Annotated in this window: 19 protein-coding genes and 1 pseudogene; 7 read left to right on the top strand and 13 right to left on the bottom strand. The window is 70.4% G+C overall.

The window, feature by feature from the left end:
- The 11 genes from ACZ5ON_RS15980 to ACZ5ON_RS15930 form a co-directional block, all read right to left on the bottom strand.
- A partial coding sequence (locus ACZ5ON_RS15980) for an ATP-binding cassette domain-containing protein (protein WP_465591785.1) occupies positions 1 to 364 on the bottom strand: 364 nt, incomplete at its 3' end.
- Positions 357 to 1,406, bottom strand: a complete 1,050-nt coding sequence (locus ACZ5ON_RS15975) for an ABC transporter ATP-binding protein (protein ID WP_344638624.1) — start codon at positions 1,404 to 1,406, stop codon at positions 357 to 359. The genes ACZ5ON_RS15975 and ACZ5ON_RS15980, both read right to left, overlap by 8 nt.
- A 17-nt stretch (positions 1,407 to 1,423) precedes the next feature.
- Positions 1,424 to 2,365 (bottom strand): ABC transporter permease, encoded by a 942-nt coding sequence (locus ACZ5ON_RS15970; protein WP_465591781.1) that lies wholly within the window; start codon positions 2,363 to 2,365, stop codon positions 1,424 to 1,426.
- Positions 2,358 to 3,284, bottom strand: coding sequence for an ABC transporter permease (locus ACZ5ON_RS15965; RefSeq protein WP_465591778.1), 927 nt, complete (start codon positions 3,282 to 3,284; stop codon positions 2,358 to 2,360). Before ACZ5ON_RS15965 ends, ACZ5ON_RS15970 begins: the two co-directional genes overlap by 8 nt.
- A 148-nt stretch (positions 3,285 to 3,432) precedes the next feature.
- Positions 3,433 to 5,061 carry a peptide ABC transporter substrate-binding protein gene (locus ACZ5ON_RS15960; RefSeq protein ID WP_465591773.1) on the bottom strand — a complete coding sequence of 543 codons (1,629 nt, stop codon included), beginning with the start codon at positions 5,059 to 5,061 and terminating at the stop codon, positions 3,433 to 3,435.
- Between the two features lie 428 nt (positions 5,062 to 5,489).
- A complete protein-coding gene (typA, locus tag ACZ5ON_RS15955) occupies positions 5,490 to 7,394 on the bottom strand; it encodes a translational GTPase TypA (protein WP_465591770.1) in 1,905 nt (634 codons plus the stop codon).
- 266 nt (positions 7,395 to 7,660) lie between these two features.
- Positions 7,661 to 9,598 (bottom strand): ABC transporter family substrate-binding protein, encoded by a 1,938-nt coding sequence (locus ACZ5ON_RS15950; protein WP_465591767.1) that lies wholly within the window; start codon positions 9,596 to 9,598, stop codon positions 7,661 to 7,663.
- A 172-nt stretch (positions 9,599 to 9,770) separates the two neighbouring features.
- On the bottom strand, positions 9,771 to 12,341 hold the full coding sequence (locus tag ACZ5ON_RS15945; protein ID WP_465591764.1) for a SpoIIE family protein phosphatase: 2,571 nt from the start codon (positions 12,339 to 12,341) through the stop codon (positions 9,771 to 9,773).
- A 295-nt stretch (positions 12,342 to 12,636) separates the two neighbouring features.
- Positions 12,637 to 15,264, bottom strand: a complete 2,628-nt coding sequence (locus ACZ5ON_RS15940) for a SpoIIE family protein phosphatase (RefSeq protein ID WP_465591761.1) — start codon at positions 15,262 to 15,264, stop codon at positions 12,637 to 12,639.
- A 334-nt stretch (positions 15,265 to 15,598) separates the two neighbouring features.
- Positions 15,599 to 15,994 (bottom strand): (deoxy)nucleoside triphosphate pyrophosphohydrolase, encoded by a 396-nt coding sequence (locus ACZ5ON_RS15935; RefSeq protein WP_465591758.1) that lies wholly within the window; start codon positions 15,992 to 15,994, stop codon positions 15,599 to 15,601.
- A 10-nt stretch (positions 15,995 to 16,004) separates the two neighbouring features.
- On the bottom strand, positions 16,005 to 16,157 hold the full coding sequence (locus tag ACZ5ON_RS15930) for a hypothetical protein (protein WP_465591754.1): 153 nt from the start codon (positions 16,155 to 16,157) through the stop codon (positions 16,005 to 16,007).
- A 471-nt stretch (positions 16,158 to 16,628) separates the two neighbouring features.
- On the opposite strand from ACZ5ON_RS15930, the gene ACZ5ON_RS15925 reads away from it, so the two are divergent.
- The 3 genes from ACZ5ON_RS15925 to ACZ5ON_RS15915 all read left to right on the top strand — a co-directional run bounded on the left by ACZ5ON_RS15925 (position 16,629) and on the right by ACZ5ON_RS15915 (position 18,431).
- A complete protein-coding gene (locus tag ACZ5ON_RS15925; protein WP_465591751.1) occupies positions 16,629 to 17,213 on the top strand; it encodes a pyridoxamine 5'-phosphate oxidase family protein in 585 nt (194 codons plus the stop codon).
- 82 nt (positions 17,214 to 17,295) lie between these two features.
- A complete protein-coding gene (locus tag ACZ5ON_RS15920) occupies positions 17,296 to 17,982 on the top strand; it encodes a RibD family protein (protein WP_465591748.1) in 687 nt (228 codons plus the stop codon).
- Positions 17,979 to 18,431 carry a cytidine/deoxycytidylate deaminase family protein gene (locus ACZ5ON_RS15915; protein WP_465591743.1) on the top strand — a complete coding sequence of 151 codons (453 nt, stop codon included), beginning with the start codon at positions 17,979 to 17,981 and terminating at the stop codon, positions 18,429 to 18,431. The genes ACZ5ON_RS15920 and ACZ5ON_RS15915 overlap by 4 nt, the downstream gene beginning before the upstream one ends.
- A 91-nt stretch (positions 18,432 to 18,522) precedes the next feature.
- Here ACZ5ON_RS15915 and ACZ5ON_RS15910 read toward each other — a convergent pair.
- Positions 18,523 to 18,639, bottom strand: a pseudogene (locus ACZ5ON_RS15910) (flavin reductase family protein); the annotation flags it as partial.
- 65 nt (positions 18,640 to 18,704) lie between these two features.
- On the opposite strand from ACZ5ON_RS15910, the gene ACZ5ON_RS15905 reads away from it, so the two are divergent.
- From ACZ5ON_RS15905 to ACZ5ON_RS15890, 4 genes are all read left to right on the top strand, one after another.
- Complete coding sequence (locus tag ACZ5ON_RS15905) at positions 18,705 to 19,454, top strand: ArsR/SmtB family transcription factor (RefSeq protein WP_465591740.1); 750 nt, start codon at positions 18,705 to 18,707, stop codon at positions 19,452 to 19,454.
- Between the two features lie 311 nt (positions 19,455 to 19,765).
- Positions 19,766 to 20,209, top strand: coding sequence for an apotyrosinase chaperone MelC1 (gene melC1 / locus ACZ5ON_RS15900; RefSeq protein ID WP_465591738.1), 444 nt, complete (start codon positions 19,766 to 19,768; stop codon positions 20,207 to 20,209).
- Positions 20,210 to 20,261: 52 nt separating this feature from the next.
- On the top strand, positions 20,262 to 21,089 hold the full coding sequence (gene melC2, locus ACZ5ON_RS15895; protein ID WP_465591735.1) for a tyrosinase MelC2: 828 nt from the start codon (positions 20,262 to 20,264) through the stop codon (positions 21,087 to 21,089).
- A gap of 76 nt (positions 21,090 to 21,165) precedes the next feature.
- Positions 21,166 to 21,585: a hypothetical protein gene (locus ACZ5ON_RS15890; protein WP_465591732.1), complete on the top strand. Its 420-nt coding sequence runs from the start codon at positions 21,166 to 21,168 to the stop codon at positions 21,583 to 21,585.
- Between the two features lie 498 nt (positions 21,586 to 22,083).
- On the opposite strand, the gene ychF is transcribed toward ACZ5ON_RS15890, so the two are convergent.
- The gene (gene ychF / locus ACZ5ON_RS15885; protein ID WP_465591729.1) at positions 22,084 to 23,157 is read right to left on the bottom strand and encodes a redox-regulated ATPase YchF; all 1,074 of its coding nucleotides are present in this window, start codon (positions 23,155 to 23,157) and stop codon (positions 22,084 to 22,086) included.
- Positions 23,158 to 23,220: the final 63 nt, after the last annotated feature.

The following is a 23,220-nucleotide window of genomic DNA, read 5'->3' as shown; positions in this document are numbered from 1 at the left end:
CGAACGGCTCCCCGATGATGTCACCCACCGTCATCCGCGGGTTCAACGACGTGTACGGGTCCTGGAACACCATCTGGATGTTCCGCCGCACCGCCTTGAGGGCGGCACCGGAGAGCTTGGAGATGTCCTCGCCCTTGAACAGCACCTCACCCGCGGTGGCGCGCTCAAGGTTCATCAGCACCTTGGCCAGCGTCGACTTCCCGCAGCCCGACTCACCGACGATGCCCAGGGTCTCGCCCTTGTGCAGCTCGAAGGAGATGCCGTCGACGGCCTTGACCGCGCCGATCTGCTTCTTGAAGAGGACGCCCTGGGTCAGCGGGTAGTGCTTGACCAGGTTCTTGACCTCCAGGATCGGCTCAGCCATGGAGGGTCTCCTTCCAGAAGTGGCAGGCGCTGCGGCGGCCGGCCAGCTCGGCGCCGTCCTTGTCGGTGACCGGGTGCAGCGCCGGGATCTCGGTACGGCAGAGGTCGGTGGCCGCCTCGCAGCGCGGGTTGAACGCGCAGCCGGCCGGGACCTTGAGCAGGTTCGGCGGCAGGCCCTTGATCGCGTACAGCTCCTGGCCCTTCTGGTCCAGGCGCGGGATCGACTTCAGCAGCCCCTTGGTGTACGGGTGCGCCGGGCGCGCGTACAGCTCGTGCACCGGCGCGGTCTCCACGATCCGGCCCGCGTACATCACCGCGATCTTGTCGGCCACGTCCGCGACCACGCCGAGGTCGTGGGTGATCAGGATCAGGCCCATGTGGTACTCGGCCTGGAGCTCCGCCAGCAGGTCCATCACCTGGGCCTGGACGGTGACGTCCAGGGCGGTGGTGGGCTCGTCGGCGATGATCAGGTCCGGCTCCAGGGCCAGCGCCATCGCGATCATGATGCGCTGACGCATGCCGCCCGAGAACTGGTGCGGGTAGTCGTTCACCCGCTGGGCGGCGGCGGGGATGCGGACCTTGTCCATCAGCTCGATGGCCTTGGCCTTGGCCTCCTTGCGGGAGGCGCCCTGGTGCACCCGGAACATCTCGCCGAGCTGGTAGCCCACGCTCAGCACGGGGTTGAGCGCGGAGAGCGCGTCCTGGAAGATCATCGCGATCTTCCGGCCGCGCAGCCTGCGCTGCTCCTCCTTGGACATCTTGAGCATGTCCTGGCCCCGGAAGAGGATCTCACCGGCGGTGACCCGGCCCGGGGGCATGTCCAGGATGCCCATGATGGTCTGCGCGGTCACCGACTTGCCGGAGCCGGACTCACCGAGCACGGCCAGCGTCTCGCCGGCCGCGACGGAGTAGTTGACGCCGTTGACGGCCTTGGCGATGCCGTCCCGGGTCACGAACTCCACGTGCAGGTCGCGGACTTCGAGCAACGGGGTGCCGGGGACCAGGCGCTCCTGGCCGTCGGTCGTCTCAATGACGGTGGTCATGGTGCGTTCCGCCTCTCTCAGCGCAGCTTCGGGTCGAGGGCGTCGCGGACCGCGTCACCGAGCATGATGAACGCCAGCACGGTGAGGCTGAGCATGCCGGCCGGGAAGAACAGCGCGAACGGCGCCTGCCGGATCGCCTTCTGGGCCGAGTCGATGTCGATACCCCACGAGATCGTCGGGTCCTGGAGGCCGATGCCGAGGAAGCTCAGCGTCGCCTCGGTCGCGATGTAACCACCGAGTGCGATGGTGGCCACCACGATCACCGGCGCGATCGCGTTCGGCAGCACGTGCTTGAACAGGATCCGAGCGGTGCCGGCGCCGAGCGCCTTGGCGGCGGTGACGTAGTCGGCCTGCTTGACGGTGATCACCGATCCGCGCATCACGCGGGCCATCTGGGTCCAGCCGATCGAGGTCAGCGCGAAGACCACGCTCCACACCGTGCGCTCGGTGAAGGCGTTCAGCACGACCAGGCAGCCGAGCAGCAGCGGGATGCCGAAGAAGACGTCGGTCAGCCGGGAGAGCAGGGTGTCCACCAAGCCGCCGAAGTAGCCCGCCAGCATGCCGATCAGACCACCGACGATGGTCACGGCTGCGGTGACGCAGATGCCGACCACGATCGAGGCGCGGGCGCCGTAGATCACCCGGGCGTAGATGGAGCGGCCCTGGATGTCGTAGCCGAACCAGTCGCCCTGGAAGAAGTGGCTGTAGTTCGGCGCCCTCAGGTAGTCGTGCGTCAGGTCGCCGGCCCGCGGGTCCACCGAGGTGAACAGGCCCGGGGCGATGCTCATCACGATCAACACCAGGATCAGTGCCGCGGAGATGAGGAAGATCGGACGGCGGCGCAGGTCCTCCCAGGCGTCCGAGCCGAGGCTGCGGGCCTTCTCCGGCTTGGCGGCCGCCGCGACGGCGACGCCCTCGGCCTGCTCGGTGGGGGACTTCTTGTCGGTCAGGTCAGGCATACCGGATCCTCGGGTCCAGGACCGCGTACAGCAGGTCCACGATCAGGCTGGCGGCGAGGTAGACGATCACGAGGACGACCACGAACCCGGTGACCGTCGCTCCTTCCTTCTGGTTGATCGCGTGGTAGAGCGCGTTGCCGACACCCTTGACGTTGAAGATGCCCTCGGTGACGATCGCGCCGCCCATCAGGGCACCGAGGTCGGTACCGAGGAAGGTGATGACGGGGATCATCGAGTTGCGCAGCAGGTGGGTGACGATCACCTTCCGGCGCGGCAGGCCCTTTGCCACCGCGGTGCGGATGTAGTCGGCACGGATGTTCTCCACGATGGAGGTACGGGTCAGCCGGGCCACGTAGGCCAGCGAGAGCGAGCCCAGCACGATGGCCGGCAGCAGCAGCTGCTGCAGGTCCATGGAGTCCTGGACGGTGGGCTTGACCCACTTCAGGTCGATGCCGAAGACCGTCTGGAAGACGAAACCGAGCACCGGCACCGGAATGGAGATCAGGATCAGGGTGACCACCAGGGTGCTCTTGTCCGCGAACTTGCCGCGCTTGAGCCCGGACAGCAGGCCGATCGCGACACCGAAGACGATCTCGATGGCGAAGGCCATCAGGGCCAGACGGACGGTCACCGGCATGGCTTCGGAGATCACGTCGATGACCTTCCGGCCCGACAGGGTCTCACCGAAGTCCCCCGTGAAGAGGCCCTTCATGTACTCCACGTACTGCTGCCAGAGCGGCAGATCCAGGTGGAACTTGTGCTTGAGTGAGGCCAGCTGAGCCGGATCCGGCTGCTTGTCTCCCCACATCGCACGGACCTGGTCACCCGGTAGGACATGCACCATGAAGAAGATCAGTGCGGTCGTACCTATGAACACCGGGATCATCTGGAGCAGTCGCCTCGCGACAAAGCGCCCCATCATGCCTCCATTGCGTGGTCGGCGCGGAAGCGGCCGGTGTCGACCCCCGCCCTTCTCGGGGGAGGGGTCGACACCGGCCCGTTACGCCTGCTGCTGGTCCCGGGCTGCGCCGATGGCAGCCCTGGCGGGCCTGGTGGTACCGGCCTGCTTACTTCTTGAGCTCGACCTCGGTGAACACCGGGTCGCCGAAGGAGTCGAACTTGACGTTCTGAACCTTGTTCGAGTAGCCGGAGTTGACCTTGTAGTACCACAGCGGGATGGACGGCATGTCCTTGGCCAGAACGGCCTCGGCCTGGCTGTAGAGGTCGGTGGTCTTGTCGATCGAGGTGGCGGCGTCGGCGGCCTTCGACAGCTGGTCGAACTCCGGGCTGGAGTACAGCGAGTCGTTGGCGGAGGCGCCGGTGCCGTAGATGTCGCGCAGGAAGTTGGCGTTCAGCGGGTAGTCCTGCTGCCAGGCCGAGCGCATGATGCTGTCGACCTTGTGGCCGTCGATCAGGTCACGGGCGGTCTTGAAGTCCGGCTTCGGGTCGCCGACGCACTCCACGCCGGTGTTCTGACGGATCGAGTTGCAGACCGCGTCGACCCACTCCTTGTGACCGCCATCGGCGTTGTAGAGGATCGTCACCTTGTTGTTCGGGACACCGCCGCCGGCCGCGATCAGCTCCTTGGCCTTGGCCGGGTTGAAGGTGCAGGCCTCACCGCAGGCGCCCTTCTTGTAACCGGCGACACCCGGGGCGACCCAGCTGTCGGCCGGCATGCGCGAACCCTGCAGCACCGTCTTGGTGATGGTGTCCCGGTCGATCGCCATGGACAGGCCCTGACGGACCTTCGCCTTGTCGTCGCCCTTCCAGGCGTCCTGGTACATCGCGAAGGCGATGGAGGTGATGCCACCCATCGGCTGGTCGACGGCGCGGTCGCCCAGGTCGTTCTTGTACGAGGCCAGGTCGGTCGGGTCAACCTGGTCCAGCACGTCCAGGTTGTCCGACACCAGGTCCTTGTAGGCGGCCTCGGCCTGGGTGTAGTTCTTGAAGACGATGCCGCCGTTCTTCGGCTTGTCCTGGCCCGCGTACTTGTCGTAGGCGGCCAGGGTGACGGCCTTGTTGTGCTCCCACGAGACGAACTTGTAGGGGCCGTCACCGATCGGGGACTCGCCGTACTTGTCCGGGTTGGTGAAGAACACCTTCGGCAGCGGCGAGAAGGCCGTGTAGCCCAGCTTGTACTCGAAGTACGAGACCGGGGCGGTCAGGTCGATGGTGAAGTGGGTGTCGTCCACGACCTTCAGGCCGGACATCTTGTCCGAGGTCGGGGCGCCCTTGTCCTTGTCCGGGTGGACGTCCGCGTAACCGACGATGTCGGAGAACCAGTTGCTGTTGGTCTGGTTGTTCTTGGTGTTCGCGGACCAGTTCCAGGCGTCCACGAAGGACTGCGAGGTCACCGGGGTGCCGTCGTGGAAGGTCCAACCCGACTTCAGGGTCACGGTCCAGTGCTGCGAGTCGGTGGTCTCGACCTTGTCGGCGACCTGGTTGCGCAGCTTGCCGGTGGCCGGGTCGTAGTCGACCAGCCCGCGGAACAGGTTCTTGACGATGCGGCCGCCGCCGACCTCCATGGCATTCGCCGGCTGGAGCGGGTGCTGCGGCTCGCTGCTCTGGTAGCTGAACATGCCGCTGCTGTCGGCCTCGCCGCTGCTCGACGAACCGCCGCTGCTGCCGCAAGCGGTAGCGGCAAGGGCGACCGCGACAGCCGTGACGACCCACTTGGCCTGGCTGGCACCGCGCATGGGTGTGCCTCCTGTATCCGTGATCCAAACGTGGAGAGCATCACGGGAGCCGGCCGACCAGAGGTCCGACCACACCCCGGCAATGCTTCCTCGCTCGAGGTTTCGGCGCGCACCCCTGCGCGTAACCCTTGACCCGAGCTCGACTGCACCCACTATCGACCACGCTCGGATACTTAAGTGACCGTTACGCATTTCAATTTGGTCACATGAAAGTTGCATTGATTTTAAAAAACGGACATTTAAGACATACCCAGACAGGCATGAAACGGACAGTTGCTTTGAATAACGGTCGGTTACATACGATAACCGGACATCTAGATGATCTTCCGGCCACCCGTGTCGACTGCGGAGAGTGAAAAGGGCCGGTTGGTCTCCCCCCTCCGCAGAGGGGGGAGACCAACCGGCCCTTCGGGTACTACCGAAGCGTGTCAGCCCTTCTTGGCACGCGAGGCGGTGCGGCCACGCTCCTTCTGGTCCAGCACCACCTTGCGGATCCGCACGGTCTCCGGGGTCACCTCGATGCACTCGTCCTCGCGGCAGAACTCCAGCGACTGCTCCAGCGAGAGCTTGCGCGGCGGGACGATCGACTCGGCCACATCGGCGGTCGAGGACCGCATGTTGGTGAGCTTCTTCTCCTTGGTGATGTTGACGTCCATGTCGTCGGAGCGCGAGTTCTCACCGACGATCATGCCCTCGTACACCTCGGTACCCGGCTCGCAGAAGAGCACACCTCGCTCCTGCAGGTTGGTCATCGCGAAGGCGGTGACCACGCCGGAGCGGTCGGCGACCAGCGAACCGTTGTTGCGGGTGGTCAGGGTGCCGAACCACGGCTCGTAGCCCTCGTGGATCGAGTGCGCGATGCCGGTGCCGCGGGTGCTGGTCAGGAACTCCGTACGGAAGCCGATCAGACCGCGGGACGGGACGACGAACTCCATCCGCACCCAGCCGGAGCCGTGGTTGGACATGTTGTCCATGCGGCCCTTGCGGATGCCCATGAGCTGGGTGACGGCGCCCATGTGCTCCTCGGGCACGTCCACGGTCAGGCGCTCGACCGGCTCGTGGGTCTTGCCGTTGATCTCCCGGGTGACCACCTGCGGCTTGCCGACGGTCAGCTCGAAGCCCTCGCGGCGCATGGTCTCGATCAGGATGGCCAGCGCCAGCTCACCGCGGCCCTGCACCTCCCAGGCGTCCGGGCGGTCGGTGTCCAGGACGCGCAGCGAGACGTTACCGATCAGCTCGCGGTCCAGCCGGTCCTTCACCTGGCGGGCGGTGACCTTGCGGTCGACCTTGCCGCCGGACTTGGCGTCCGCGCCCTTGCCGGAGCCGCCCTTGCCGACCAGCGGCGAGGTGTTGGTGCCGATGGTCATCGAGATGGCCGGCTCGTCCACCGTGATCAGCGGCAGCGCGACCGGGTTCTCCGGGTCGGCCAGGGTCTCGCCGATCATGATGTCCGAGATGCCGGCGACGGCGCAGATGTCGCCGGGCCCGGCCTGCTCGGCGGGCTTGCGGGTGAGCGCCTCGGTCATCAGCAGCTCGGAGATCCGGACGTTCTGGACCGAGCCGTCGCGCTTGATCCAGGCGACGGTCTGCCCCTTCTTCAGGTAGCCCTGCTCGACGCGGAGCAGCGCGATACGGCCGAGGAAGTTGTCGGCGTCCAGGTTGGTGACGTGCGCCTGGAGCGGGGCGTCCTCGTCGTAGGTCGGGGCCGGAACGGTCTCCAGGATGGTGGAGAAGAACGGCTCCAGGTTGTCGCTGTCCGCCGGGACGGTGCCGTTCTCCGGCTTGGTCAGCGAGGCCACGCCGTCACGGGCGCAGGCGTAGACGATCGGGAACTCGATCTGGTCCTCGTCCGCGTCCAGGTCCAGGAACAGGTCGTAGGTCTCGTTGATGACCTCGTCGATCCGGGAGTCCGGACGGTCCGTCTTGTTGATGCACAGGATGACCGGCAGTTTGGCGTTCAGGGCCTTGCGGAGCACGAAGCGGGTCTGCGGCAGCGGGCCCTCGGAGGCGTCCACCAGCAGCACCACCGCGTCCACCATCGACAGACCGCGCTCGACCTCGCCACCGAAGTCGGCGTGGCCCGGGGTGTCGATGATGTTGATGGTGATCGGAGCGCCACCGTCCTTGGGGTGGTACTTGACCGCGGTGTTCTTCGCGAGAATGGTGATGCCCTTCTCGCGCTCCAGGTCGTTCGAGTCCATCATCCGGTCGTCGAGCTGCTGGTGGGCGGCGAAGGCGCCGGCCTGCTTCAGCATGGCGTCGACCAGGGTGGTCTTGCCGTGGTCGACGTGAGCGACGATGGCGACGTTACGGATGTCGTTGCGCGTGGGCATGCCTAGCGGATTCTCCCGGAATCGTGGGTTACGGCGCCCGGCTGCGTACAGCGTCGATCAGCGTCTTCGCCGTGGGCGACCTGCGATCCCTGTTGATCGCCGCCGCCCGTTCCGCCTGCTACTACCGGTCCACCCGCCGGGCACGATGACATGCCACGGCTTCCTCCTATGGTACGGGGAACCACCCAACGAATCCGAAACGGGCGCCGGAAGATGATCAGAACCGGCCGTGCACGGCCGGGAGCCGCCGTGCGTGCCGGTGCCGCTCAACCGGCGCTGCGGAAGCCCAGGTCCTGGAAGCGGGGTCCGGCGAAGCCGTACGCGCCGGCGTTGGCCACGGTGTCACGGACCGCGACCAGGTCGGGCCGCTGGTAGAGCGGGACGGAGTGGGCGAGCTGCCAGATCCGGGCGTCGGCCTGCTGGAGCAGCTTGCGCTGCGCGCCGAGGTCGAGCTCGTGGGTGGCCCGGTCGAACAGCCGGTCGATCTCCTCGGTGCCGATCCTGGCGTAGTTGCGTCCGATCGCCGGGATGCCGTCGGCGCCCGGCCGGGGCTTGGCGTAGAGCGCGTGCTCCTCGGCGCCGGGGAAGCCGGTGACGGGCCAGGAGAAGAGCGCCAGGTCGTAGTCGCCGGTGGCCAGGTGCTCCTTGACGAACTCCGCGGCGGGCACCGCCTGGGTGCGCAGGGTGATCCCCGCCTCCGCCAGGTTGGCGGTGAGCGCGTCGGCGGTCCGCCGGGCGGTGGCGGAGCCGTCCGGGATCAGCAGGGTGAGGAGCAGCTGCTTGCCGTCCTTGGCGCGGCCGGTCGCGGCCTGCTTCCAGCCCGCCTTGTCCAGAAGCTTGGCCGCAGTGGTGTCCTCGTCCCCGGCCGCGGCGCTGTTGTCCTGGTACCCGTCCTGGTCAGCCATCAGCAGATGGTTGCCGAGCGGGGTGGCCGGCAGGCCGAGCGGGCCGAGCGCCGCCTTGGCGATCCGCTGCCGGTCCACCGCCAGGGCGACCGCCTGCCGGACGGCGGTGTCGCCGAGCGGAGCCCTGGCGGCGTTCAGGGTGAGCTGGGTGAACGCGGGCGAGGCGGCCCGGTGCAGGGTCAGCCCGGGCAGCGACTCGGCCCGGCGCAGCGCCTGGTCGGAGGCGTCGACCAGGGCCGCGGCGGCCAGCGGCGCGGCCGGGTTCTGCTTCGTGGTCGACGTGGGCGAGGACGCGGAGGCGCTGGTGGTGCCGTCGCCGGAGGCGGAGGGGCTGCCGGAGGCGGAGGGGCTGGAGCTGTGCGGGGACGCCGCCGAGCCGGAGGGCTTCCCGGAGACGGACGCGTCGGTCGCCGACCCACTGGCCGGGGCTGCCGGCGGACCGGCGGCGGACCGGTTCGTCAGTGCGTAGTCGATGGCGGAGGTGAGCGGGGCGATGTCCAGCCTGCCCTGGTTCAGGGCGTCCAGGCGGGCCTCGGCCGGGGTGGCCAGGAAGTCGATCTCCTCGGCCTTCGCGGTGTTGCCCCACCACCGGGGGTTGCGGATCAGTGCCGCCTTCCCGGCCTGCTGGTCGTACGAGCGCGCCGTGAACGGCCCGGCCGAGACCCGCAGCGCCTCGGTGGTGAGCGGCCGGTTGAAGACGTCCGCGGAGCTGGTCGACGCGGCCGGGTAGAGCGGGCTGAACAGGGCGCGCCAGGCGCCGTACGGCTGCTTGAAGGTGACCTTGACCTCATGGGCGTCCGCGCCCTGTGCGATGGACTGGATCGCGGCGTACCCGTCCGGGTGGTCGCTGTGGAAGGCCGGGTCGGCGCCGGAGAGGGCGCGCCACTGAGCGGTGAAGTCCGCCGCCGAGATCGGGGTGCCGTCGCTCCAGACCGCCTTGGGGTTGAGCCGGTAGGTGACGACCTGCGGAGCCTGCCCGGGCTTGGTGGACTGCGCGGAGACCAGGTAGTCGGGGTCGGCGGCGGGACGGGCGTGCTCGTCCAGCCGGAACAGGCTGGGCAGCAGGGCCCGGGCGATCAGCTGTGAGTCGGCGGTCGCCTCGGGCTGGAAGACGTTCAGGGTCGCCGGGACGGAGTCCACGGCCCAGCGCAGGGTGCCGCCCTCGCGGAGGGCGGCCCGGTCCACCCGGGCGAGGTCGGCGGCGGTGGGCGGCGGCGGGGCGCTGTCCTCGGAGCAGCCGGCCAGTGCGGTGCTCATCATCAGGGCGAGGGCGGCGGCGGTGACCTGGGGGACGCGCATGCACTTCTCCGGCGGATGGTCAGTTGATCCGAGGATTCAGGGCCGACCACCACTGAAGGCCACCGGCCCGCCCCGCACCGCCCGACACGGCGGCCGGCCGTCCGAAAGCACCCTCCCGGCCTACCCGGCACAGGGCCGGCATCGCCGCCGGGGCGCGGGCCCCGCCGCGCCCCTACAGGGCCAGCTCGAACCAGACGATCTTGCCGTTGGGCGTCCGGCGGCTCCCCCAGCGCTCGGCCAGCAGGCTGACCAGCTGCAGCCCGCGGCCGCCCTCGTCGGTCTCCTGGGCCCGCCGCTGCCGCGGCTGGGCGTAGCCGTCGTCCCAGACCTCGCAGACCATCGTGCGGTCCCGGAGCAGCCGCAGCCGGATCTCTCCCCGGCCGTGCCGCAGCGCGTTGGTGACCAGCTCGCTGACCAGCAGCTCGGTGGTGTCCACCAGTTCGTCCAGACCCCGGGTGAGCAGCCAGCCGCAGGCGAGGTCCCGGGCCCTGCCGACGCTGGTCAGCTCGGCCGGCAGCTTCCAGTCGCCCACCGCGTCCTCCGGCAGGCTCTGCACCTTGGCCATCAGCAGCGCGATGTCGTCCTCGCCGTGGTGCGGGATCAGCTCGTCCAGCACCTCGTCGCAGAGTTTCTCCAGTTCCTTGGAGCCGCCCGTCAGCGCGGTGCGGAAGGCCCGCAGACCCTCGTCCAGCTGGTGTTTGCGGGACTCCACCAGACCGTCGGTGTAGAGGCCGAGCACCGCGCCGTCCGGCAGGTCGACCCAGACCTCCTCGAAGGGCTCGCCGCCGACGCCGAGCGGCAGGCCGGGCGGGACGTCCAGCATCCTGGCCGGCTCACCCGGGCTGAGCAGGACGGGCGGCAGATGGCCGGCGTTGGCGAAGGTGCAGCGCTGCTTGACCGCGTCGTACACGGCGTAAACACAGGTGGCGAGGTAGAGCTCGGTGGACTCCTCCCCCGCTCGGTCGCTGTCGCCGCCGAGGCCACGGGCGATCTCGTCCAGTGCGGCGAGCACCTCGGCGGGGTCGAGGTCGAGCATGGCGAGGGTGCGCACCGCCGTCCGGAGCTGGCCCATCGCGACGGCGGCCTGCAGGCCGCGGCCCATCACGTCGCCGATCACCAGGGCGGTGCGGCTGCCGGGCAGCGGGATGACGTCGAACCAGTCGCCGCCGACCTCGGTGTTGTTGCTGGGCAGGTAGCGGCGGGCGATCTCCAGGCCGGTGGCGGCCGGGTTCCCGGGGGGCAGCAGGCTGCGCTGGAGCAGCAGGGCGCGTTCGTGCTCGCGGCGGTAGAGCCGGGCGTTGTCGACGCAGACGGCGGCGCGGGCGACCAGCTCCTCGGCGATGGCGACGTCGCGGGCGTCGAAGGGCTCGCTACCTATCGCGCGGGAGAGCTGGACCAGGCCGAGCACCTGGTCGCGGGCGACCAGCGGGACCACCAGGGTGGAGCGCAGCAGCGGGTCGGGACCCGGCTGGGGGACGACGCTGCGGCCGGTGCGCAGCGCGCGGGCGTGCGGGGAGCGGCGGGGGTAGCAGAGGGTGCCGCCGGCCTCGGCGACCGCAACCGTCCCTTCGGCGCCCAGCACGCTGGAGGCCCCGCCGACCACGCTGGAGACGGCGACCCGGCGCAGTTCGCCGCATCCGTCGGAGAGCCCGGACCGGCCGGAGATCGGTCCGGAGTCGCCGGTGAGCAGCGCGGTGTAGAGGTCGACGGTGGCCAGGTCGCAGAACTGCGGGACGATCACGTCGAGCAGTTCCTTGGCGGTGGTCTCCAGGTCGAGGGTGGAGCCGATGTGGCTGCTGGCCTCGTTCAGCAGGGCGAGGCTGCGGCGGACCCCGGCGGCCTCGCGTTCGGCGACGTGGCGGCTGGTGACGTCCATCACCTGGCCGGCCACGCCCATCGGGTGTCCGGCCGTGCCGGTGAGGCGGTAGAGCGAGATCGCCCAGCGGCGGCCGCCGTCGCGGCGGCCGGGCGCGGGGGCGCTTGCGGTGCGCGGGACGGCTCCGGTGATGCGCAGGTCGACGATCGGGCCGCCGCCGTCGAGCACCTTGCGCAGCGCGACCAGCAGCCGCTCGGCCTCCCCCGGCAGGAAGAGGTCGTAGGGGGTGAGGCCCTGGAGTTCGGCGGGCGACAGGCCGACACCGGCGGCGAAGGCGTCGTTGACCCGCTGGAGGCGCAGGTCGTTGTCGAAGAGGAAGAAGCCGGTGGGGGTCTGCCCGAAGACGGCCTCGGAGGCGGCCAGGTCGGTCTCGAGCCGGCGCAGCCGTCCGAGGTCCACCGCGAGGCAGGTGGCACCGGGGGCGCAGGGAGTGCCGGCGCCGGGTGGTGCGTCCGGCACGGCGTCGGGCATCGCGTAGACCTCGGCCAGGCCCTCGGTGCCGTCGGCGTCCCGGTAGGGCGCGGTGCCCACCCACTCCTCGCCGCCCAGGATGCGCTCCAGCCGGGCGCGGCCGCGCTGCCAGTGCTCGCGGGGGACGAAGGTGGTGATCGGGTCGGCGCCCACCGCTTCGGCTGGGGGGACGCCGAAGAACTCGGCGGCCCGGCCGCTCCACTGGCTGATCCGCCCGTCCGGGCCGATCGCGAAGGTGGCGACTCTGACGAAGTCGTAGATGGAGCCCGGCTGGGTGTGCCCCCAGCTGCCGGGCGCGCTGCGGTCCCTACCCCGGTCAATCGAGACACCGAGCTGCCCGAGCACGGCAGGACTGCTGCCGCTGCTCGGCGCGTTCGGCGCCGGGATGCTGTTCAACGGACCGACCCCTCCAACCCGTGGCCATCCGGATGTCGAGAAACCGAGTATTCATCATCCGGGGGCGAGCGCACACGCCCTGGACATCACAACATCGAATCAAGGCCGGCCCCGCTCCGGCTCCATACCCGGCACCGACTGTTCGAACCGGACGGCTCGGCCGAATCGGCACACCGGGGGTCAAGCGCATTGAGCTTATCGGACCTGAATGACGGTCAGATCTGACGAGACCATGCCGAGTTGCGGTGGAAACCGCCGCATTGATGAACGCTCAATGGCCACAGCGAACATCCGACTATCGGAATGTCCGCCCCTGATCGGAACCGACCGTTGCCAGCTCGAACCAGACCACTTTTCCCATCCCCTCGGCCCGGGTACCCCAGCGCAACGCGAGGCGGCCCACCAGTTCGAGACCCCGGCCGCCCTCGTCGGCCTCGGCCGCGTGGCGCTCGCGCGGCGGATCGGGCATCGGGTCGGAGATCTCCACCAGCAGGGAGTCGCCCAGGGTCAGCCGGACCCCGATCGGGGCGCTGGCGTACCGGACGGAGTTGGTCACCAGTTCGCTGACCAGCAGTTCGGCGGTGTCCGTGAGTTCCTCCACGGACCAGTCGGCCAGTGTGCCGCGCACCAGGCGGCGGGCCCGGGAGACCGCGGTCGGCTCCGCGGGCAGCGTCCAGCCGGCCGTCGGCGTGCCGGCCCGGCCCCGGCCGAGCCGGGCCAGCAGCAGCGCGACGTCGTCCGGCTCCTGGCCGTGCTCCATGGTGGCCAGCACCGCCTCGCACGCCTGGTGGATCGACGGGTACGGCTGTTCCAGCACGCTGATCAGCCGGCCGAGGCCGACGTCCAAGTCCTTGTCCCTGGACTCCACCAGACCGTCCGTGCACAGCGCGAGCAGACTGCCCTCGGGGATCTCCAGCTCGATCGACTCGAACGGGACGCCGCCCACCCCGAGCGGCGCACCGGACGGCAGGTCCACCACCTGCCCGGCACCGCCCGGCAGCGGGCTGCCGCTCCGGCCGCCGTTCTCGGCCCCTGCCCCGGGCACGACCAGGACCGGCGGGATGTGGCCCGCCTTGGTGGCGATCAGCCGCCCGGTCGCCGGATCGAAGACCGCGTACACGCAGGTGGCCAGCAGCGCCTCGTCCGGGCCCTGGGCCAGGTCGTCGGCCAGCTCGTTGACGTGCCGCAGCAGCACCTCGGGCGGCAGGTCGAGTCCGGCCAGGGTCCGTACCGCGGTGCGCAGCCGGCCCATCGTGGCCGCGGCCCGCAGGCCGTGGCCCATCACGTCGCCGACCACCAGTGCCGTGCGCTCGCCCGGCAGCGGGATGACGTCGAACCAGTCGCCGCCCACCTCGGTGCCGCTGCTGCCCGGCACGTACCGGTAGGCGACCTCGATCCCGGCGGGCTGCGGGACCTGCTGGGGCAGCAGGGTGCGCTGCAGGGTGAGCGCGGCGGTGCGCTCGCGCGCGTAGAGGCGGGCGTTGTCCAGCGAGCTGCCCGCCCGGTCGGCGAGTTCGACGGTGAAGGCCAGGTCGTCCCGGTCGAAGCCCTCCCGGTAGCCCGCGCGGCTGACCACCAGCAGGCCGATAACGATGCCCCGGGCGCGCAGCGGTACCACCAGGCGCGAGTGCACGCCCAGGTCGTGCGCCGCCTGCACCTTGGGGTCGTTGGGGTAGGTGAGGTCGCTCAGCTCGTCCGGTCCGGTGAGCAGTTCGGGAACGCCGCTGCGCAGCACCCGGCCGAAGGCGGAGTCCTCGGCGAAGGTGATCCGGGCGCCCCGGCGGAGCATCGTCTCGACCTCCGGGCCGTCCTGGACCGAGGCGGTGCCGAGCTGGAGCAGCGAGGTCCGCCGGTCGTGGCCGTGCCTGGGCAGGTCGTCGCCGTGCGCCACCGCCTGGAGCAGGATCACCGCGGAGTAGTCGGCCAGCCTGGGCACCACCGCGCCGGCCAGTTCCTGGGCGATCCTCGACGCGTCCAACAGGTCGCCGACCCTGGAGCCGAACTCGTTGAGCAGCGAGAGCCTGCGCCGGGCGTGCTCGACCTTGGAGACCGCCCGGTAGCGCTCGGTCACGTCCATCACCGTGCCCGAGATGCCGAGCACCCGGCCGGAGCGGTCCGTCATCCGGCTGTACGAGATCGACCGGTAGCCCGCCCGGGCGGGGCCCGGCGCGGCAAGGGTGACGTCGACCACCGGTTCGCCGGTGGCCAGCACCTGCCGCTGGATGGTGGTGATCTCGTCGGCGGCGCGCTCGGGCAGGGTCTCGCCGGTGGTGCGGCCCACGTGCTCCTCGGCGGCGACGCCGTTCATCTCGGCGAGGGTCCGGTTGACGGCGGTGTAGCGCAGGTCGGTGTCGAGGACGGCGATGCCGAGCGGGGACTGTTCGAACAGCGCGTCCCGCACCGCGAGATCACGCTCGACGGCCTGGAGCGTCGCCGCGTCCGTGAGCGCCGCCTGCAGGAACGGCGTACCGTCCCCGTCCACCAGCAGGGAGATGCGGGCCTCGACCGCGACCAGACCGCCCTGCCGGTGGCGCAGCTCGGTCAGCCCGTGCCAGCTGCCGTTGTGCAGGGTGTCCCGGATCGCCTCGTGGGTGCGCTCGCCCGCGCACCCGCCGCCGACCAGGTCGTCGATCCGGCGGCCCACCAGCAGTTCGCTCGGCCAGCCGAGCAGTTCCTCGGCGGCCGGGCTCCACAGCACCACCCGGCCCGAGGTGTCCAGGATCGCGACGGCCACCTTCACCACGTCGAACAGGCTGCCCCGGGTGTGCCGGCCGGTCCCGACCGGCACGACGCCGGAGCCCGGGAACGGCGCGGCGGGGATGCCGCGCGAGACCGGCGCCCCCGGCGCCCCCGGAGCGGCCGCCCAGCGGCGGGCCGCCCCCGGAGCCGTCGGCGAGTACACCTGTGGTGCGGCGGACGGCATCCGCCGGCGCAGCCTGGCGCGCGCGGCGGCGCTTCCGAGCCCGCGGCCCGTACCCCCGCTCCCCGTCACCGGATTCGCCGGGCGCACACGCCGGGGGAGCCCCTGGCCTTGCCGTGCTCCCCCGCCGCTGGCCGTACTCGACACGGACGGGTCCTCCGGCTCTCGGGCTACGCACCTCGGCGGACCACCGGGTACGGGATGGCTGGATTTCACCTCACCTGTGGTGACGAATGCTGCCGAACGGTGACACACCCGCCACGTTGCCAGCGTATCCCGGGCCGTCGGGTGCGCTTCCCGATCGACGCACCGGGCCTGCCTGCCTCGTCCGGCGAGGTCAGGCCTGGCCGAGCAGCCGGGCGACGTGCGGGAGGACCTCGCGGTCGTGTTCCAGCCAGTCCACGTCGGCGAGCTCGCCCGGGCCGAGCCAGCGCAGCTCGGAGTGGTCCTCCAGCGGCTGCGGGTCGCCGGAGAGCAACTCGGCGGCCCAGATGCGCAGTTCCAGCCCGGGTCGGATCGGCCAGCGACCCGGCAGCTGGCGCAGCGCGCGGGCGCGCACGCCGAGTTCCTCGTGCAGTTCGCGCTCCAGCGCCTGCGCCGGGCTCTCCCCCGGCTCGGCCTTGCCGCCCGGGAACTCCCAGTAACCCGCCACCTCGGGCGGCGCGCTGCGCCGGGCGGCCAGTACCCGGCCCTGGTGGATGAGGGCTCCGCCGACGACGATCCGGTTCTCCATGTCCCAGACCCTATGCGGGCTCGGGCTCGGTCCAGTACAGCTGCTTGTGGCCGCGGGCCTCGAACTCCGCCGCCGGCGCCTCGGCCTCCGCCCGCCCGGGGCCCGCGGCAACCACGAAGCGGTTGCCGTTGTCGTCCTGCCGCATCACCCGGTACGCCCCCATACCCGCACGCTAGCCCGTCCGGCCGCACGGGGCCCGGCCCGGTGGGGGACGGGCCGGGCGTGGTGCGGTTACGGACGCTACGGGGGCACTGCTACCGGCGGATACGGGCCCGGTTAACACCAGGTAATGCGATCGGCAGCCGCCGGGGAGCGCACGGGATGCCGCACGCCGCCGCATGGGGCCGCGGGTGCCCGCGCTCGCACGGTCCAGGGGCTCGGCCCGGGCCACCCGAAAGCCGTACCGGGCAGCAACCGGGTGAACCCGACCGGGGTACCCGGCAGCCCTCGGCCGACATCCCGACAGGGCCTGATCCGACATCAGCTCCGGTAACACGCCGGACACTTGCCAGCTCGCGCCGACGACGCCGGCGAGGGCATTCCACGTCTCGCGAAGCAAGAATTCGGGTCTCAGCCCTCAAGACGATCGACCGGACGGCTTCACTCGACCGGGACGCCCTCCCACAATCGAGGCATGGGAAAGACCTATGAACGCATTGAGGGCCGCCTGCGGACATTCATCGAGAGTCAGCCGGTCTTCTTCACCGCCACCGCCCCGCTGGCCGGGGACGGACACGTCAACCTCTCACCCAAGGGCCGCTCCGGCACGCTCGCTGTGCTGGACGAACTGACCCTGGCCTACCTGGACTTCGGCGGCAGCCACGCCGAGACCATCGCCCACCTCCGGGAGAACGGGCGGATCACCCTGATGTGGTGCGCCTTCACCGGCCCGCCCACGGTGGTGCGGGTGCACGGGCGCGGTGAGGCCGTGTTCCGTGACGACCCGCGCTTCGGGGAGCTGCTGGCGCACTTCGATCCGTCCGCGGACGGGGCCGGACTGCGCGCGATCGTGCTGGTGCACGCCGAGCGGGTGAGCGACTCCTGCGGCTTCGCGGTGCCGCTGATGGACTACCGGGGCGACCGCGAACTGCACGCGCAGTACTTCGAGCGCCGACAGGACGAGGAGTTCCGCGCGTACTGCGAGAGCAAGGAGTACGTCGGCACCAGCATCGACGGCCTGCCCGCCCTCCCCCTGCCCCTCCCGCCCAGAGCTGCGTAGCGGTCCGCGGGACGCGGGCGCGAGGCGGCGCCCCGGCCGTACCGTTTCCCCTTGAACACCCCCGGAGAGAAACGGACCGCCCGTGGCCGCACGCCGCCCGTACGTCCTGCTGAGCGCCGCGATGTCCGTCGACGGCTTCCTCGACGACGCCTCGCCCGACCGCCTGCTGCTCTCCAACCCGGCCGACTTCGACCGGGTGGACGAGGAGCGGGCCGGCTGCGACGCCATCCTGGTCGGAGGCAACACCCTGCGCCGTGACAACCCCCGGCTGCTGGTCAACTCGGCCGCCCGGCGGGCGTCCCGGGTCGCGGTGGGCAAGCCCGAGTACCCGCTCAAGGTCACCCTCAGCGCGAGCGGGACACTCGACACCGGCCTCGCGTTCTGGCACACCGGCGGCGCCAAGCTCGCGTACACCACGAGCGCGGCGGCGCCCGGGCTGCGCGCCCGGCTCGCCCCGCTGGCCGAGGTGGTCGGCCTCGGCACGGAGGTGGACCTCGGCGCCGTACTGGACGACCTGGGGGCGCGCGGCGTCGAGCGGCTGATGGTCGAGGGCGGCGGCAGCGTGCACACCCAGTTCCTCGCCCAGGGGCTCGCCGACGAACTGCAGCTCGCCATCGCCCCGTTGTTGGTCGGCCAGGCCGGCGCACCCCGCTTCGCCGGTCCGGCCGACTACCCCGGCGGCCCCACCCGGCGGATGCGGCTGATCGAGGCGCGTACGGTTGGCGATGTCGTCCTGCTCCGGTACGCCCCCAAGGAGACCAGCCCGTGACCACGTCCGAGGATCTGCGGTGGCTCGGCCGCGCCGTCGAGCTCTCCCGGCTCTGCCCGCCGTCCCGGACCGCGTTCTCGGTCGGCGCGGTGATCGTGGGCGCCGACGGCGCGGTCCTCAGCGAGGGCTACAGCCGGGAGCTCGACTCCCACAACCACGCCGAGGAGGCGGCGCTCGCCAAGCTGCCCGCCGGGGACCCCCGGCTGCGCACGGCCACCATCTACAGCTCGCTGGAGCCCTGCGGGCAGCGCGCCTCCCGGCCGCGCACCTGTGCCCAGCTGATCATCACGGCGGGTATCCCCCGGGTCGTGGTCGCCTGGCGGGAGCCCGACCTCTTCGTCACCGCCTGCCAGGGGACGGCGCTGCTCACCGGTGCGGGAGTGACGGTGGAGGAACTGCCGGAGCTGGCCGGGGCGGCCCGCGCGGTCAACGCGCATCTGATCGGCTGAGGGCCGTCCGCCGGGCGGCGCCCGGGCGCCGGCCCCGGGCGCCGGGGCTCGCGCTACGGCCTGCGCCCCCGAAGAGCCGCCGTCTGGGACCGGGAGCTAAGGAACCGTCCTCGTTCTCGGTCGAGAGCAGGACGACGGGCGTACCGAAGTGCAGGATGCTCGGCGCGATGGCCAGGTGTCCGGCGGTGCCGGTGGCCGAGAGGGCCACGGCGGCGAACGTAGGCGCCGGACGTTTCGATACCTGCCGAAGCGTCGCGGGTGCACCCTTGGGGCGTGAAGCGGAATGTGCGGGAGCACGGGGCGGCGGTCGACGAGGTGCGGGCCGAGGGGCAGGCGGTGGCCGCACTGGCCGGGCTGCTGGCGGATGCCACCAGAGCCGTGTTCTGCCTGGCACTGCTGGACGGCAGGGCATGGACGGCCACCGAGCTCGCCCGCCACGCCGGGATCGCCGCCTCCACCACGACCGCCCACCTCAACCTCCTCACCGAGGGCGGCCTGCTCGTCGAGGAGCGCCAGGGCCGTCACCGGTACGTGCGGCTGGCGGGGCCGGAGGCCGCCGAACTGGTCGAGCACCTCTCGGCGTTGGCACCCGGCCGGCTCGCGACACCGCCCCGGACGCTCTCCGCCGCCACCCGGCGCAGCGCCATGGCACGGGCCCGCACCTGCTACGACCACCTGGCCGGGCTGCTCGGGGTCGCCATCACCGAGACCATGGCCGAGCGGGGCCTGCTGGACTGGCGGCGCGGTCCGGCCCTGACCGCCGAGGGCGCCGAGTGGCTGGACGCCCTCGGCATCGCCCTGCCCGAGAACTCCAAGCGGCCGGCCGTCCGCCCCTGCCTCGACTTCACCGAACGCCGGCCGCACCTCGCCGGGACGGTCGGGGCCGCCCTCTGCCGCCACGCCTTCGATGCCGGCTGGATCGTACGCATCGGCACGACCCGTGCCGTGAGCATCACTCCCGGGGGTCGAGACGCCCTTTCGAATCATCTGAACCTACGGCATCACGCCATCCTGGAACCGTAAGGCCGGTCACAGGACGCGCATAGTTGATGAAGGATCTTCTGCCAACTGGCAGATCCTGTGAAGAATCTCCACTGAAACGCTCCTCCGGTCGGTGCGTACAGAGAAGTCCTTGACTGGTACAGAATGGAACTTTCGGCGAGGCATGTCCGGAAATATGGACAACCGCCCGACCCCCGCCGATCGGCCGTTCCGGCGCTCCACCTCCGGCTGTAAGCATGAGCCTGCGGATCGACCTTGGAAAACGCCTTAGAACCACCCGTCAGGCTGTCGATCCGTCATCCAGGCACACAACCCAGGGGGGTTACTCAGCCATGTCCGAAAACAGCGCCACACCCTCGAACGGCTCCTCGCGCGAGGGCCACCACTCGTCCGACCTGACCCGGCGCCGGATGCTGCAGGGCGCGGGTGTCGCGCTCGCCGCGGCCGCCGGCACCGCCGTGATCGGGTTCACCGGGCCCTCCAGGCAGTCCGCCGTCGCCGCCGACCCGGGTGCCGGGGACGAGTTCGACGAGGTGTACCAGGGCCGACGGCTCCAGGGTCGAAGGCTCGACGGGGGCCACGGCAGCGGTCACAGCGGCCATCACGGCAGCGGCTACCAGGTCCTGATCGACGGTGAGGAACTGCACGTCATGCAGAACGCCGACGGCACCTGGATCAGCGTGGTGAACCACTACCAGACCCACGCCACCCCGCGTTCGCTCGCCCGCGCCGCCGTGATCGATCTCCAGGGCGCCGAGCTGCTCCCGCTCAGCTGAGCGGTCGAGCGACCGACCGGCCCCTGACCGCACCCACCCAAGAGGAACTCTCATGGCAGTCCGCAAGAACCAGGCGACCCTGACGGCCAAGGAGAAGCGCGACTTCGTCGACGCCGTCCTGGAGCTCAAGCGCCTCGGGCGCTACGACTCCTACGTCAGCACCCACAACACCTTCATCATCAGTGACAGCGACAACGGCGAACGGGTCGGGCACCGCTCGCCGTCCTTCCTGCCCTGGCACCGCAGGTTCCTGCTCCAGTTCGAGCAGGACCTGCAGAGCATCAACCCGGCCGTCAACCTGCCCTACTGGGACTGGACGGCCGACCGCACCACCACCTCCTCGATCTGGGGCCCGGACTTCCTCGGCGGCAACGGCCGCAGCAGCGACGGCCAGGTCACCACCGGCCCGTTCGCCTACAGCGGCGGCAAGTGGACCCTCACGGTCCGCCCCGACAGCCGCAACTACCTTCGCCGCAGCCTGGGTTCGGCCGTCGCCGCGCTGCCGACCAAGGCCGAGGCGGAGTCCGTGCTCGCCATGTCCACCTACGACATGGCCCCGTGGAACAGCTCCTCCGACGGTTTCCGCAACCACCTGGAAGGCTGGCGCGGCGTCAACCTGCACAACCGGGTGCACGTCTGGATCGGCGGCCACATGGCCACCGGCATGTCCCCCAACGACCCGGCCTTCTGGCTGCACCACTGTTTCATCGACAAGCTGTGGGCGGAGTGGCAGACCCGCCACCGCGACCAGAGCTACCTGCCGACCGGCAACACCGCCGATGTGGTCGATCTCAACGAAACCATGAAGCCGTGGAACAACGTCTCTCCGGCCGACATGCTCGACCACACCAAGTTCTACACCTACGACACCGGCTTCTAGCAGGCGGTTTGCCAGGGCGGCTGACACTGTGGCCTGCTCATCGTTCGAACAGCCGGACCATCAGGGGGAATGCTCGATGAAGAACGGTCTGAAGCGGAGTGCGGCACGCCTCGCCGCGGTCGGTGCGATCGGCACCGCCGTGATCGCGGCCGCGGCCACACCCGCACTCGCCAAGGGCGCCGCGGAGCTCAGCGCGCCCAGCAAGGTGAGCGTCGGCCAGGTCATCCACATCAAGGGGCGGGCCACCGACGACGGCGCCACGGACGCCAGGCTCTGCGTGCAGGAGCGCTCCGGCAAGTCGGGCGCCTGGCGCACCGTCAAGTGCGGCCCCATGACCGTGCTTCCGCTGCACGACGCCACGGTCGACGTGAAGATCAAGGCCCGCCACCGTGCAACCATCCAGCTCCGCGGGGTTCTCTACGGATACGACGGCGCGAAGGGCGGCCACCCGTTCGTCGACCGCACCACGGACGTCAAGGTCGTCCACGTGCGCTGACGCGCAAGGGGGTTGAGGGGGGCCGGATCGGCAGCGATCAGGTCCCCTTCAGCCACATCCGCACCCGCACCCGCACCGGAATCCCGGTCACGAACCGCGGCCGGGGTGCCGAAGTGGCACCTCGCGGGGTGTTCTACTGCGTCCCGCAGGGCGGCCGCCCGTTCGTCAGCCACGTCACCGACACCAAGTCCGTCCAGGTGCGCTGACCCGCCCCGGGAGCCCGAGGGGGCCCGGACCGTGCGGACCGGGCCCCTTCGGCGTTCGACCGTGACGGATCAGACGTTGAAACGCAATGATCGACAGCCGATCCTGACCTGCGACGGGACGCTGATCATGCTTCTGACCAGGGACTTCTTGGCTGACTAGCGATGACCCGCGACGGTCGCAAATCGGGTGTCCTGCGGACTGTCTGCGGACCGCGAAGGATTCTCCGGCGATTCGCCCGGGCTCGGCCGTCCGACCCGCCTCGGAGGCGGGTCGGTTCGACCTGGCGGAACGTCACACGTTGAAGCGGAACTCCACCACGTCGCCGTCCTGCATGACGTACTCCTTGCCCTCGATCCGGGCCTTGCCCTTGGCACGGGCCTCGGCGATGGAGCCGGTCTCGACCAGGTCGGCGAAGGAGATGACCTCGGCCTTGATGAAGCCCTTCTGGAAGTCGGTGTGGATCACACCGGCCGCCTCGGGGGCGGTGGCGCCCTTCTTGATGGTCCAGGCGCGGGTTTCCTTGGGACCGGCGGTCAGGTAGGTCTGCAGGCCGAGGGTGTTGAAGCCGACCCGGGCCAGGGTGGCGAGGCCCGGCTCGTCCTGGCCCATGGACTGGAGGAGTTCCAGGGCCTCGTCGTCGTCCAGCTCGATCAGCTCGGACTCGATCTTGGCGTTGAGGAAGATCGCCTCGGCCGGGGCGACCAGCTCGCGCTGGGCGTTCTTGAAGTCCTCGTCGGCCAGCTCCTCCTCGTCCACGTTGAAGACGTAGAGGAAGGGCTTGGCGGTCAGCAGGTGGAGGTCACGGATCGGGGCCGTGTCGAAGCCTGCCTCGAAGAGGGTCTTGCCGCTCTCCAGGACCGCCTGGGCCGCCTCGGCGGCGGCGAGCACCGGCGCAGTGTCCTTCTTGAGCCGGGCCTCCTTCTGCAGCCGGGGCAGCACCTTCTCGATGGTCTGCAGGTCGGCGAGGATCAGCTCGGTGTGGATGGTCTCGATGTCGTCCTTGGGCGAGACCTTGCCGTCCACGTGCACCACGTCCGGGTCGGTGAAGGCCCGGACGACCTGGCAGATGGCGTTCGCCTCACGGATGTTGGCGAGGAACTTGTTGCCCAGGCCCTCGCCCTCGCTCGCGCCGCGCACGATGCCCGCGATGTCCACGAAGTCCACCGTCGCCGGGAGGATCCGCTGCGAGCCGAAGATCTCGGCCAGCTTGGCCAGCCGGGAGTCCGGGACGCCGACGACGCCCACGTTGGGCTCGATGGTGGCGAACGGGTAGTTGGCCGCCAGCACGTCGTTCTTGGTCAGGGCGTTGAAAAGAGTCGACTTGCCGACGTTGGGCAGGCCGACGATTCCGATCGTGAGCGACATGAAGCGCAGTCCCGTGGGCTTGGAGGAGTGGAATGGCACCGTAGGGGCCGATCTCCCAGTCTA

This window comes from Kitasatospora sp. NPDC032150, assembly GCF_055579945.1.
The sequence above is the reverse complement of the archived record's forward strand: the minus strand, read 5'-3'. Positions and strand labels throughout refer to the sequence as shown.

Excerpts from the sequence above, each read along its gene's own strand:
- ACZ5ON_RS15975 (WP_344638624.1), bottom strand. The coding sequence starts at position 1,406 with ATGACCACCGTCATTGAGACGACCGACGGCCAGGAGCGCCTGGTCCCC.
- ACZ5ON_RS15970 (WP_465591781.1), bottom strand. The coding sequence starts at position 2,365 with ATGCCTGACCTGACCGACAAGAAGTCCCCCACCGAGCAGGCCGAGGGC.
- ACZ5ON_RS15965 (WP_465591778.1), bottom strand. The coding sequence starts at position 3,284 with ATGGGGCGCTTTGTCGCGAGGCGACTGCTCCAGATGATCCCGGTGTTC.
- ACZ5ON_RS15960 (WP_465591773.1), bottom strand. The coding sequence starts at position 5,061 with ATGCGCGGTGCCAGCCAGGCCAAGTGGGTCGTCACGGCTGTCGCGGTC.
- typA (WP_465591770.1), bottom strand. The coding sequence starts at position 7,394 with ATGCCCACGCGCAACGACATCCGTAACGTCGCCATCGTCGCTCACGTC.
- ACZ5ON_RS15950 (WP_465591767.1), bottom strand. The coding sequence starts at position 9,598 with ATGCGCGTCCCCCAGGTCACCGCCGCCGCCCTCGCCCTGATGATGAGC.
- ACZ5ON_RS15940 (WP_465591761.1), bottom strand. The coding sequence starts at position 15,264 with ATGCCGTCCGCCGCACCACAGGTGTACTCGCCGACGGCTCCGGGGGCG.
- ACZ5ON_RS15935 (WP_465591758.1), bottom strand. The coding sequence starts at position 15,994 with ATGGAGAACCGGATCGTCGTCGGCGGAGCCCTCATCCACCAGGGCCGG.
- ACZ5ON_RS15930 (WP_465591754.1), bottom strand. The coding sequence starts at position 16,157 with ATGGGGGCGTACCGGGTGATGCGGCAGGACGACAACGGCAACCGCTTC.
- ACZ5ON_RS15925 (WP_465591751.1), top strand. The coding sequence starts at position 16,629 with ATGGGAAAGACCTATGAACGCATTGAGGGCCGCCTGCGGACATTCATC.
- melC1 (WP_465591738.1), top strand. The coding sequence starts at position 19,766 with ATGTCCGAAAACAGCGCCACACCCTCGAACGGCTCCTCGCGCGAGGGC.
- melC2 (WP_465591735.1), top strand. The coding sequence starts at position 20,262 with ATGGCAGTCCGCAAGAACCAGGCGACCCTGACGGCCAAGGAGAAGCGC.
- ACZ5ON_RS15890 (WP_465591732.1), top strand. The coding sequence starts at position 21,166 with ATGAAGAACGGTCTGAAGCGGAGTGCGGCACGCCTCGCCGCGGTCGGT.
- ychF (WP_465591729.1), bottom strand. The coding sequence starts at position 23,157 with ATGTCGCTCACGATCGGAATCGTCGGCCTGCCCAACGTCGGCAAGTCG.